This window comes from Acinetobacter tjernbergiae DSM 14971 = CIP 107465 (assembly GCF_000374425.1).
In the GTDB taxonomy this organism is placed as follows: domain Bacteria; phylum Pseudomonadota; class Gammaproteobacteria; order Pseudomonadales; family Moraxellaceae; genus Acinetobacter; species Acinetobacter tjernbergiae.
Genome location: NZ_KB894374.1, coordinates 14986 through 28147, shown reverse-complemented (window position 1 = coordinate 28147; position 13162 = coordinate 14986). Strand labels below are relative to the sequence as shown.

The following is a 13162-nucleotide window of genomic DNA, read 5'->3' as shown; positions in this document are numbered from 1 at the left end:
TAAATATGTCCGAACATCCTCAAGGACAAAAGCATTGTTCATTTTGTGGTAAGACGCAATCTGAAGTTGGTAAATTGATTGCAGGTGAGGACGCATATATTTGTAATGAGTGTGTGGATGTCTGCTTAGACTTGGTACAAACCAGTCAACAAGTTGAAGCAGGTGATTGGGCAAGCAAAGCATTGCCTAAACCACATGAAATACGTGCTGCGTTGGATCAATATGTAATTGGGCAAGATTTAGCAAAGAAAACTTTATCTGTTGCAGTCTATAACCATTACAAGCGATTGAAAGTCGGTCAGTCTTCTCATCATGCACATCAAGATATCGAGATTGCAAAAAGTAATATTCTGCTGATTGGACCAACAGGTTCAGGTAAAACTTTGCTTGCACAAACCCTTGCACGTTTACTGGATGTGCCTTTTGCGATGGCAGATGCAACCACATTGACCGAAGCAGGTTACGTTGGTGAAGATGTTGAAAACATCGTGCAGAAGTTATTACAGAAAGCGGATTACGATGTAGAAAAAGCACAAAAGGGCATCATCTATATTGATGAGATTGATAAGATTACACGTAAATCTGAAAATCCATCGATTACACGTGATGTCTCGGGTGAAGGCGTACAACAAGCATTATTAAAAATGATTGAAGGTACGGTTGCTTCTATTCCACCACAAGGTGGTCGTAAGCATCCTCAGCAAGAATTCATTCAAATTGATACCTCAAATATCTTATTTATTTGTGGTGGTGCATTTTCTGGTTTAGAGAAAATCGTACAACAGCGTCAAGAGAAGGGCGGTATTGGTTTTACCGCTGATGTGAAGAATAAAGATGACAGTAAAAAAGTCTCTGAATTGTTCCGTCAGGTTGAAGCAACAGACTTAGTGAAGTTTGGTTTAATTCCTGAGTTTATTGGTCGTTTACCTGTGATTGCAACTTTAGAAGAACTTGATGAAGAAGCATTGATGCAGATTCTGACAGAACCAAAGAATGCTTTAACACGCCAGTATCAATATCTCTTCACGATGGAAAACGTAGACTTGGTGTTTGATGAGTCAGCTTTACGTGCTGTTGCGAAGAAAGCGCTTGAACGTAATACGGGCGCGCGTGGTTTACGCTCTATTTTGGAAAATGTATTGCTTGAAACCATGTATGACTTACCGAGTCGTACAGATGTTGGGACTGTAATTTTGGATGAGGCTGTAATTAATGGTACAGCAAAACCAACGTTTAAAGCCGATCGTGTACCTCAAGTGACAACACCTGAATTGGTTGAAAAGAAAGATTTGAAAGTGATTGACTCAAAGTCAGCTTGATTCACATTCATCTAAAAAAGCATGAAAGCCTCGGCTTTTCATGCTTTTTTTATTTGCAATTGTGCGGTGAGGTGTTAATCTTAAAAATTGAAAATTCCGCATAGTTTTGCGCCGTTAAAAATAAATCCAAGAAAACGCCTTGAGGGATATCATGCGTTATTTAATATTGTCATTATGTTGTGCAGGGGTAGTGGCTGGTTGTCAAAGTCATAAGACAGTTGAAGAAAATACGACAACACTCACAGCAACTTTACCTCCAGTAGATACAACAAAGGAGCCAGGTCTACTTGATCAGTATCATGTGGGAGGTTTTACTGTTGGTGGATGGGTCAATCAAAAATTAGGTCAATTTTACGCACCGATCAAACCACAAAATGAACAAGCCGCGGTGGTTTATTTGTATCGTCCAGATACACGTTGGAATCGTCAAGAAATTGCGGCAGCAAACTTATTTATTAATGGGCATCGCATCCCAAGCCTATTGCATAATCACTATTATTGGGTGGAACTACCAGCAGGCACCTATCGTTTGAGTGTGAGCCGCCCATTGGCTGGTATGCATTTCCAAAAACCAAAGTATTTAGATTTCACGGTTGATGCATCACAAACTTATTTTATTAAATATGATGAAGAGAATAAGATTTCTCGCAGTGAGCACACAGGTCCATTTATGATTACACCTGATAAAGTTGCACATCAGGAAATCGCCTTTACACGTCTAAAATCATCAAGTTATAACTTTGTGGCACAGGATGCTTCAGGTAAAGTTCGTTCAAAACCACAAGAGTTGAAACCGCTGAAATATGATGAAAAGTCTGAAGTACTGTTGGTTAAACCATTTAAGCTTTGGAATCCTTTGACTTGGTAATGGATAAAGAGCAGGGCTTACTCATCTTGAATTAAAGGTTTGATGATGCTTAAAAGCTGCTCTTTAAGCTGTAAACTTTGCTCAGGGTCAGCCAACGTTTTTTGACTTAAATTATTCATGTATTGAAAAACATTGGTATTAATCTTTAAGTTCTTTTGATTAATTGATTTCCCTTCAGGTGTTCTTAAAAACTTTAAATAGGCTTGTACTTCTTCTTCACTGAGTGTTTCTGTATAAATTTGTTCAATAGCTTGTAATGTCTCAGGGCGAGCAAACATTTTTGAACTTGTCTGTTTTAAAAGCTGTCCCAGTTCTATAACGGCTAAATGTTCTTCTGTTGTTGTCAGTCGCTGTTTGCCTAAAATGCGTAATAGAATATTTTCTGCCTCAGCATCTAATGTTGGCTGCATTTCATCTAAAGACGTATGTAAAACATTTTCTAATTCACTGAGTTTAATCAGCTCCTTTACTGATTTGATTTGAGCAGGGCTTGCCTCAGTATTTTGTACGGTTATGACGAGGCAAAAGCTTATGAATAATTTTGATATTGTTTTATGCATGTTTTTTATCCTTATCGTTCTGTGAATAATTTAGCAGAAGCTTAAGGCAAAAAAATAGCCGAATACGATGATTCGGCTATGATTATTGTATAAGTATTATTGAGCAGCAGCATCAACAACTGGGATTTTACCAATCTTAGCTTGCCAGATTTTTGGCGCAGTGATATGGATAGAAGTACCGTTGACATCAACTGCAACAGAAACAGGCATATCTTCAACCACGAATTTGTAGATTGCTTCCATACTTAAGTCCGCAAATGCAACCACTTCAGCTTCACGTACAGCTTTAGATACGAGGTAAGCGGCACCACCAACGGCCATCAAATACGTTGCTTTGTTGTCCTTAATTGCTTCAATTGCAGCAGGACCACGATCTGCTTTACCAATCATGCCAAACAAGCCAGTTGCTTCTAGGACTTGACGGGTAAATTTGTCCATGCGGGTTGCAGTTGTCGGGCCAGCAGGACCAACCACTTCATCACCCACTGGATCAACAGGACCCACGTAGTAAATAAATTTACCTTTAAGATCAACAGGTAGTTCTTCACCATTGTTTAACATGTCAACCATACGCTTATGCGCAGCATCACGACCTGTGTAAATTGTACCGTTGAGAAGTAAGGTATCGCCTGGCTTCCACTCATTCATTTCTTCTTGGGTAATGGTATCAAGGTTCACACGCTTCGATTGAGATGAATCCCAAGTGACAGCAGGATAGTCTTCAAGTTTTGGTGCTTGAATGTGCGCAACACCAGTACCATCCAACTGGAAGTGTGCATGACGAGTCGCTGCACAGTTCGGAATCATACCGACTGGTTTACCTGCCGCATGACATGGGTAATCCTTGATTTTAATATCAAGTACTGTGGTTAAACCACCAAGACCTTGTGCGCCGATACCTAATGCATTCACTTTTTCGAAGATCTCGATACGGAGTTCTTCCATTTTGCTTTGCGGGCCGCGACGAAGTAATTCGTCCATGTTGATTTCTTCCATAAGTGCTTCTTTTGCAAGCATCATGGCTTTTTCTGCAGTACCACCAATACCGATACCGAGCATACCTGGTGGACACCAACCTGCACCCATAGTTGGAACAGTTTTAAGTACCCAATCCACGATTGAATCAGATGGATTTAACATCGCAAGTTTAGATTTATTTTCTGAACCGCCACCCTTCGCTGCAACGGTAATATCGACTTTATTACCAGGAACGAGTTTGTAGTGAATCACGGCAGGTGTATTGTCTTTGGTATTCTTACGACCAAAAGCAGGATCAGCTAATACAGAAGCACGAAGCACGTTTGAGTTTTCGAGGTAACCTTGGCGTACACCTTCGTTGACTGCATCATCTAAGCTCATGGTTAAATCAAATTTAACATCTAAGCCAACTTCAAGGAAAACGTTAACGATCCCTGTATCCTGACAGATTGGTCGGTGACCTTCAGCACACATACGTGAGTTGATAAGGATTTGGGCAATAGCGTCTTTAGCAGCTTTGTTTTCTTCACGATCATAAGCACGGCTCATCGCTTGGATGAAGTCTTGTGGGTGATAGTAAGAAATAAACTGCAGGGCATCCTTGATTGATGTAATCAAGTCATCTTGTTTGATGATCGTTGTCATATCAAATTTCTCTTGAGCGGGCGATTAGCTGGCGGGCTAAATTATATGACAAAAAGGAATGAATGTGGGAGTTTTAGCTTAGATTTGGCGAAAGGTCTAAACTGATCCTTCGATCTAAATTGCATCAACAAAAGATGCGCTGTGGATTTTAGTTTTTTCTCAGTTGAGATGGGCTATAGCCAAACTGTTTCTTAAAGCGGTGGCTAAAATGGCTGCTTGAGCTAAAGCCATATAGGGATGAGATTTCAGTGAGATTCAGTGATGTTATTTTGAGTGCTTGCTGTGCTAATTCGAGTCGACGTTGCATCACATATTGGTGTGGTGGTATCTGCACCGATTGTTTAAACATATGGGCAAAATGATATTCACTGAGTTGGCATTGTTGCGCTAAATCAGACAAAGTCAAACTTAGGTGTAGATGCTGATCAATCCATTCTAATAGCTGTTTCAGTACATAAGGGGACAAACCACCTTTGACTTCAGGCGTTTGCCATTGCACATGACTATAATTTTTAATCAGATGATTGAGCAGCAAGGTGGTTGCTGTACTCATTTGCAAATGATTTTCACGATTTTGCCAAGCGTCATTGAGTAGGAAGTGCCGATAAATCATTGAAATTTGTGGGTCAGCCACAAAAATTTGCGGATTTAGAACAATCTGGCTCGGTTCTCGATCCCAGACTTGTTCAGCTACGCGTTGTAGATGCTGCTCGGTATAGTACAAATGTACAAAAGTAAGTGAGTCACGCAGATCCCAAGTCGACTCGAAATCTTGTGGCATCAGACACATACGGTCAGGTCCACCACCATTATGCCAACCTTGTGCGGTCTTCTGATAGCTTTGATAACCACCCTGAATATACATACTCAAGGTGTGGTGGTTGCTACAGACATTGACACGATCTTGATTATTTTGCCACATGGCGAGCTGCATACCCGATCCCAATTCAACTGAGTCGAGCAATTGGGCTTTATGCTGTTGTAATTGATCTAGAATCTGATAGTTCATCTTCTATACGCAGTGCCAAATATAGAGGAATGAGTGTAGGACGTTCATGTGATCTTGTCACTTAGCAAAAAGCATGCATAAAAATCGCAAGTTGATGACAAGCACCGCAAGATCATGCAAGCAATCATTGGGTTTGAGCGAGCAAAATAGCATCTTGTAAAGATTGAGTTTGGTTTTTATCATATGAATGCGCTGTTATATGCTTTGGTTGTGGTGATTTGGGGAACCACATGGATTGCGATTACACTGCAACAAAAAAGTGGGGTTTCGGTCAGTGTTGCGGTCTTTTGGCGATTTTTTATTTCTGCAATGGTGTTATTTGCTTTCGTTAGTTTGAATCGAAAGTTGCAAAAACTAGCAGTTCAAGATCACCTGTTTTGTATGTTACAGGCTTGTTGTATTTTTGGTTTTAACTTTGTCTGTTTTTACTATGCCGTGCAATATATTAGCAGTGGTTTGGAAGCTGTAATTTTTTCGATGGCAGTGATTTTTAATACCCTCAATGCCAAATTATTCTTTGCTCAGCAGGTGTCGACACGCTTTTATCCTGCGGCTTTGTTTGGTGTGTTGGGGATTGTTGCCTTGTTTTGGCATGACGTGGTGAGGACGACTTTAAATAACCATACCTTGATTGGTATTGGACTATGTATTTTGGGAACTTATGGTTTTTCTTTGGGGAATATGATTAGTACCCGCCATCAAAAACACGGGTTAGATATTTTCACCACCAATGCTTATGCCATGTTGTATGGTGCTTTACTCATGGCGCTGATTTCATGGTTTAAACAGGATGACTTTTTCCCAAGTATGCAATTCAGTGCAGTTGGTGCGTTATTGTATTTGGCGATCTTTGGTTCTGTGATTGGGTTTACGGCTTATTTTTATTTGGTTGGTCGAATTGGAGCGGGGAAAGCCGCATATAGTACCTTGTTATTTCCTTTGGTGGCTTTGGTGATTTCAACGCTATGGGAAGGGTATCAATGGCATTTCAATGCTGTAATTGGAGTGATTTTGATCTTATGTGGTAATGCGATTTTCTTTGTTAAAAGCCCATTGAGGATCAAGACGAGTGTGTTAAAAAAGCTGAGATGAACAGGCAATTTGCACAAAAGCCATCTATTTCCAATCAATAGATGGCTTTGTGTTATCACAACAAGATGAACTTAGTCCTGTTGTTTTGCTTGAATCGCAGTTAAGGCAATGGTAAAGACAATATCATCGACCAAAGCACCACGAGATAAGTCATTCACAGGTTTGTTTAAACCTTGCAGCATTGGGCCAACACTCACCACATTCGCTGCACGTTGTACTGCTTTATAGGTCGTGTTACCTGTATTGAGATCAGGGAAAATGAAGACATTGGCACGACCCGCAACTTTAGAGTCAGGTGCTTTTTGACGACCAACGCTTTCAACGGATGCCGCATCGTATTGTAGTGGGCCATCAATCAATAAATCAGGTCGGCGTTGTTGAGCAATTTTGGTTGCTTCAGCAACCTTCTCAACTTCAGCCCCTGCGCCTGATGTACCCGTTGAATAACTAATCATGGCAATACGTGGGTCAAGGCCAAAGGCTTTAGCAGAGTCGGCAGATTGAATCGCAATTTCAGCAAGTTGTTCAGCGTTTGGATCAGGATTAATTGCGCAGTCACCGTAGACATAAACTTCATCAGGTAACAACATAAAGAAGATCGAAGATACCAACGAATAATTTGGAGCAGTTTTAATCAACTGAAATGCGGGACGAACAGTATTGGCTGTCGTGTGGACTGCACCTGAGACTAAACCATCGACTTGATCTAGTGCCAACATCATCGTACCAAGGACAACCGTATCTTGCAGTTGGGTTTTCGCTTGTAATGCATCCAGTTTGCCTTTGCGTAGCTCAACCATTGGTTCAATATATTGATCACGAATATGATCAGGATCAATAATTTGTAGATCGCTTGGCAGTTGAATACCACGAGCTTTAGCAACTTCAGCCACCGCTTCTGGTTTCGCTAGTAAGATACACTCGGCAATACCACGCGATTGACAAATTGCAGCGGCTTGTACGGTACGTGGTTCATCACCTTCAGGAAGTACAATTCGTTTTTTCGCAGCAATCGACTTTTGTACCAACTCATAGCGGAATGCAGAAGGCGATAAGCGTGGATTGAGGTTGTTTTGGGTGTGTTGATCGAGCCAGTTATTATCAATATGGCTTGAAACAAAACGAGTCACTTGCTCAGCACGTTCAATATCGTCTACTGGAATTTCATTACCAAAATGATATAACCGTTGTGCTGTTTCTAGCGTATCGAGAGCAGTATGTAAGATTGGTAAACCTTGTTTAATTGCACCTTGGCAGAATTCGAGAATATTGGCTGCTGGCGCAGCTTGTTCTGTTAAAACCAAACCTGCTAATGGAATACCGTTACTGCTTGCAAGACTGGCTGCAAGTAAGGCGTCTGTGCGCTGAGATGCACTAATGATGAGTTCCCCAGCAACAAACTTATGTAACTCAGCTTCAATATCAGATGCGATCAAACTGGTATGTAAAATGCGGCGTTGCTTTGCTTCACCTTCATTGAGCCAAGTTCCATTGACAACTGTCGCAATATCTAAACTACGCGGCACACTCAAAATATTACTGAAGGGTACTAAACCAATAATCGGTAATTCATCTGTGCCAATGAAACGATTGTAACGTTGTAGTTGTATGGAAAATTCAGCAATTTGCTTATCTAAACGAAGGCTAGGGTCAAGTGTGACAGGAATCGCCGCAGTACCGTCAGGGAGACCCTTGGTACGCATGAACAAGACACCTGTCGTTCGTGTAGATGCAGCGCCACCGAATTGGCGTAAATGCGCATCAACTTTTTCTGCTGTTTTACGCGGATCTGCAAGATCAGCAGTGCTGACTAACACCACTTGTGCATCAAGTGCCTGTGCCAGTGCCGCATTAATTTCGCCAGCAAAATGATCTTGCCCATTGGGTACAAGACCTTCAACAATAATCACATCATGATGAGCTGAAATTTTACGATGTAGCGCAACGGCTTCTTCGAGAAGCTCATCTGTTTCGCCTGATCCGAGGAGTTGCGTCAGTTTCTCGTAAGTAATTGGTTCAACAGATTGATGTTGAAACAAATGACGATAAAGCGTGGCAGTACGATCAACCGCTGCATCTGCAAGTTGAGAAAATGGTTTTAAGAAACCTGCATTAATCCCTTTGCAATCCAGTGCATAGATCATTCCTAAGCACGCAGATGTGAGACCAACCCCTTCACCTGTTGGGATGAGTAAAATAGTATTCATAAGAACCTTAAAATTTGTCTAAATTTTGATTGTTTAAGCTGCGTGTTCAATCACTTGGCGAGTTTCTTTCGCAATACGTCCTTCTTCATCAGTCGGAACAACCCAGAGTTGTGGGCCTGTACCATTGTCGATACGACCTTCTGTACCACGTGCTAAAGCATTATTTTTTTCTGCACTAAACTGCAAACCGAAGTGAGGTAAATAAGCCAAGGTTTTTTCACGAACATAAGCTGAGTTTTCACCGATACCGCCAGTGAAAACTAAACCATCTAAACGTGGTAAACCACAACTTAAAGCAGACAAAGATTTTGCTAAACGATAGCAGAATACTTCAATCGCAAGTGTTGCACCTTCATGACCATTTCCTGATGCTTCGACTAAGGTACGCATGTCATTTGAAAGACCAGATAAACCTAGTAGACCACTTTCTTTATTTAGCATGTTGTCAATTTTTTGGATGCTCCAACCTAGATTGCTCGCAAGGAATAAATGCAAACTTGGGTCAACATCACCACTACGTGTACCCATCACGACACCTTCAAGTGGGGTCATACCCATAGAGGTATCAAGACTTTGACCATTCCAAACAGCACAGGTTGAGCTACCATTACCTAAGTGGGCGCTGAGCCAACCCCCTTGATTTTTCGCACCCGCGAGTTCACTTGCACGTTCTGTGACATAGGCGTGACTTGTGCCGTGAAAGCCATAACGACGCACATGGTGTTCGGTATATAAATTTTGTGGCAAAGCATAGCGGTAAGCATGTTCAGGCATGGTTTGATGGAATGCCGTATCAAATACAGCAACCTGAGGCAATTCAGGGAACAAACGCATTGTGGCTTCAATCCCAATCAAATGTGCAGGATTGTGTAAGGGTGCAAGCGGTGTTGCGGCTTCAATACATTGTACAATCTCAGGCGTCAAAAGTTCTGCTTTGGTCAAGTTGCCGCCGTGAACAACACGGTGTCCAATCGCTTGAGGATGATAGTTGGCTAAACGAGCAAGAAGTGTCTCAAGCGCTGTGGCATGATCTGCATGTGGAATCGAAAGCTCAAGAGGTTCACCCCCAATCGTGACACCTTTAATACGTGCTTCAGCAGAGCCTAAGTTTTCTGCTAAACCATAAATACGATCTTCACGACGTTCTGAAATAAGCGCATATTTGATCGACGATGAACCACAATTAATTACAAGTACAGATTTAGCCACGTTTGAACACCTAACAAATTTTAAATTTTATGACGAACACTTTGATCTTGCTGCAACGCATAAGCAGGGTAATCAAGCACAATGTTTTAACATGGGTTGTCATATTGGCGAAGATAGACTTTAGCCTATACAACTGATTTATAATTGAATCTAATGAGTATAGTGTGTAAATAGAAATGTCTTTGAATGGATCTGTTTGTTTTGATCAGGTTTTTTGTATATAAATATGAAAAAACACGATAAAGATCAATTAAATGAGCTTTATCGTGTGCAATATTTAAATGGAAATTTTGTTACTGGCGAATTTGACCATCACCAAATACAATCCATTTTTGTGAGGTTAAACCTTCTAAACCAACTGGACCACGTGCATGAATTTTATCGGTTGAAATACCAATTTCTGCACCTAGACCATATTCAAAGCCATCAGCAAAGCGAGTTGAAGCATTAATCATCACCGAACTTGAATCAACACGTGCTAAAAATTCACGCGCTAGACTAAAGTTTTCAGTAATAATCGCATCGGTATGATGAGACCCATATTTATTGATATGTGCAATTGCTTCATCCATCCCTGTGACAACTTTCACAGCTAAGATTGGACCTAAATATTCGGTATACCAATCTTCTTCCGTCGCCGTTTTAACAGATTCACCTAAAATACGTTGTGTTTCTGGGCAACCACGGAGTTCAACTTGCTTATCTGCGTATAATTCAGCAATGCTCGGTAAGAACTCATCCGCAATTGCCTCATCTACTAATAAGGTTTCCATTGCGTTACACACACCATAACGATGTGTTTTTGAATTGAGCGCAATCGGTAAAGCTTTTTGTAGATCAGCCTGTGCTTCTACAAACACATGGCAATTGCCATCTAGGTGCTTAATCACAGGAATACGTGCTTCATTGGTTACACGTTCAATCAGGCTTTTTCCACCACGCGGCACAATCACATCGACAAATTCAGTCATAGTAATCAAATGACCGACTGCTGCACGATCAGGTGTATCAATGACTTGTACCGCATGTTCTGGTAAGCCTGCAATTTGCAAACCATGTTGAATCGCAATCGCAATGGCTTTATTCGATTCGATGGCCTCTGAACCGCCACGTAAAATAATGGCATTTCCAGATTTTAATGCCAATGATGCTGCTTCAAGTGTGACATTTGGTCTTGATTCATAAATCATACCGATGACACCTAAAGGCACACGCATTTTACCCAGTTGGATACCCGATGGGCGGTAAGCCAAATCAGTAATTTCCCCAATCGGGTCTACAAGTGCAATCACATCTTTTAAGCCTTGTAACATGCCTTTAAAACGGGCGGGTGTCAGTTCAAGACGATCAAGCAATGCGGGATCTAATTGACGCTGGTGACCATTTTGCATGTCAACTTGATTGGCTGCTAAAATTTGTACTTGATTATTTTCCAAAGCAGTATAAATTGCAGACAAGGCATGATTTTTTAAGTGCGTAGAAGCACTCATTAAGATACGAGACGCTTGGCGTGCTTGCGTACCTACCTGTTGCATATAGTTTTGAATAGAGTCTTGCATAGCATTTTGACGATTGCATGTATTTATAAAGATAGTAACAGTCAAATGCTGAACAATGAATAGGCGGAACTGATAATTCAAAAAATTATGAATCGTTAATTGGCGCAAATCTTTTTATTTTAGTGCGATGAAGATATTGAATATGAAGCTTAGATTACATATTTTGCAAAAGATTAATGTTCTAAACAAGATAAGTGGTTAAGGAAATGATTGCGTATAAAACGTGCATATGTATAGAATGAAAAAGTATAGGATAAATGTAATACAAATTTTATAAATTTGTTAACTTGCAAGTTGAAATCGCTAAAAATGAGACTCTTGCAGCAAAAAAATAAACAAGGATGGAGGAAGGATATGAATTCCATAATCCAAATGGACTCGGATTTAAACCATACCTACACAGGTTTTGGTTTTTTCGACATTTACAATAAAAACAGTTTTAAACAACCCGCTCGCACCACATGGATTGATGGTTGGAAAATTGAATATATGGCAATTGCAGATCCTAAAACGATCTATAAGACGCCAATTGTAATTGTCGGAGGCGCATTTCAGAACTTTAACTCTTACAAGTATTGCGTTGAGCAACTCTTCGAGAGTGGGCCTGTCATTTTGATTGATTTACCTTCGATGGGGGCCAATCAACAGATTCGTAATGTTGATACAGACGAATCAGCAGGGGTTCTTGAGCTACCAGCTTTATCAAAAATGTTAGGTCAATGGCTTGATATTGTTGGTATTGATAAAGTTTCAGTCATGGGAATGTCTTTAGGCTCTGTGGTTGCATCTTCATTTGCGCATCAACGTCCTGAGCTGATTGATCGCATGGTGCTGATGGGCGTCATGCAGAAGACACGCAAAAGTTGGCGTATGCTACTCGAAGAATCTCTGCATTTGATGCGTGAAGATCGTATGGATGAGTTTGGTCAAGCGGTTATTTTGTATCTCGTGAATCATGCCAAGCTTGATAAAACTCGGATGTCTCCAACCGCAAAGCGTTTGTTCTTTAGACAAATGGCGGAATTTACTGCAACAGAACGTGAACGTTATGAGATTAACTGTAATCGCCTGTTACGTTTAAGTGATGTGCCTGTCCCTCAGTGTAAAACACTTGTTGCAGCAGGGCAGTATGATAGCTTTACGTTGCCGCATGAAAATGCAGATTTTGCGTTGCAATGCCATGATATGGAGTTTGCTTTGATTGCCAATGCAGACCACGTACCCCAATTACAACGCCGTAAAGAAACCATGAATCTGTTTACGACTTTCTTGAAAGGAGAGTCCATCAATAATCTTGATGGTATTATCTCAATGACTCGAGAGCAGATGAAGCAGATCGAACGCCGTGGTGAAGAGCGTATTCCTGTTTTACAACCAATAACAAAGCTTAGTCATCGCCATTTGTATACGGAAGTGACGGTTAATGTTGTTGATATTACCTTCTTTGGTGTGTATTTAAAGCTACATGACCTTGAACAGCTTAATTTTGTTAGCCAACATCCACGTGATTTAGCCTTACATTTAGCTGATGAAGAAGGTGAATTTAAGATTGAATGTCTGAATTTTGATGCAACTGAACAAGGGCTTCGTATTCTGTTTAAACATGGTAGTTTTGAGATCGCAGATCGTCTATCACGGTTTATTGGACGTCAAAAGCAAGCTGAATGATTTGGATTAAATTTTAAAAGAGAAGTGGAATCACCACTTCTCTTTTTT

The 13162-nt window shown here is 40.7% G+C and carries 10 protein-coding genes; 4 read left to right on the top strand and 6 right to left on the bottom strand.

Features of this window, described 5'->3' with window-relative positions:
* Positions 1-5 precede the first annotated feature (5 nt).
* Positions 6-1319, top strand: coding sequence for an ATP-dependent Clp protease ATP-binding subunit ClpX (gene clpX, locus C502_RS0114900; protein WP_018679598.1), 1314 nt, complete (start codon positions 6-8; stop codon positions 1317-1319).
* Positions 1320-1470: 151 nt separating this feature from the next.
* Positions 1471-2187: a DUF2846 domain-containing protein gene (locus tag C502_RS0114895; RefSeq protein WP_018679597.1), complete on the top strand. Its 717-nt coding sequence runs from the start codon at positions 1471-1473 to the stop codon at positions 2185-2187.
* 17 nt (positions 2188-2204) lie between these two features.
* Here C502_RS0114895 and C502_RS0114890 read toward each other — a convergent pair whose 3' ends face one another.
* From C502_RS0114890 to C502_RS0114880, 3 genes are all read right to left on the bottom strand, one after another.
* Positions 2205-2747, bottom strand: coding sequence for a DUF2059 domain-containing protein (locus tag C502_RS0114890; RefSeq protein ID WP_018679596.1), 543 nt, complete (start codon positions 2745-2747; stop codon positions 2205-2207).
* Between the two features lie 96 nt (positions 2748-2843).
* A complete protein-coding gene (locus C502_RS0114885; RefSeq protein ID WP_018679595.1) occupies positions 2844-4370 on the bottom strand; it encodes a fumarate hydratase in 1527 nt (508 codons plus the stop codon).
* A 148-nt stretch (positions 4371-4518) separates the two neighbouring features.
* Positions 4519-5379, bottom strand: coding sequence for a helix-turn-helix transcriptional regulator (locus C502_RS0114880; protein ID WP_018679594.1), 861 nt, complete (start codon positions 5377-5379; stop codon positions 4519-4521).
* Positions 5380-5562: 183 nt separating this feature from the next.
* Between C502_RS0114880 and C502_RS0114875 the strand changes: the two genes are divergently transcribed.
* Positions 5563-6471: a DMT family transporter gene (locus C502_RS0114875; protein ID WP_018679593.1), complete on the top strand. Its 909-nt coding sequence runs from the start codon at positions 5563-5565 to the stop codon at positions 6469-6471.
* Positions 6472-6542: 71 nt separating this feature from the next.
* On the opposite strand, the gene pta is transcribed toward C502_RS0114875, so the two are convergent.
* The 3 genes from pta to C502_RS0114860 form a co-directional block, all read right to left on the bottom strand.
* Positions 6543-8678 carry a phosphate acetyltransferase gene (gene pta, locus C502_RS0114870; protein WP_018679592.1) on the bottom strand — a complete coding sequence of 712 codons (2136 nt, stop codon included), beginning with the start codon at positions 8676-8678 and terminating at the stop codon, positions 6543-6545.
* 33 nt (positions 8679-8711) lie between these two features.
* The gene (locus C502_RS0114865; protein WP_018679591.1) at positions 8712-9887 is read right to left on the bottom strand and encodes an acetate/propionate family kinase; all 1176 of its coding nucleotides are present in this window, start codon (positions 9885-9887) and stop codon (positions 8712-8714) included.
* 293 nt (positions 9888-10180) lie between these two features.
* Positions 10181-11446 (bottom strand): glutamate-5-semialdehyde dehydrogenase, encoded by a 1266-nt coding sequence (locus tag C502_RS0114860; protein ID WP_018679590.1) that lies wholly within the window; start codon positions 11444-11446, stop codon positions 10181-10183.
* A 354-nt stretch (positions 11447-11800) separates the two neighbouring features.
* On the opposite strand from C502_RS0114860, the gene C502_RS0114855 reads away from it, so the two are divergent.
* Positions 11801-13114, top strand: coding sequence for an alpha/beta fold hydrolase (locus tag C502_RS0114855; RefSeq protein ID WP_023274730.1), 1314 nt, complete (start codon positions 11801-11803; stop codon positions 13112-13114).
* Positions 13115-13162: the final 48 nt, after the last annotated feature.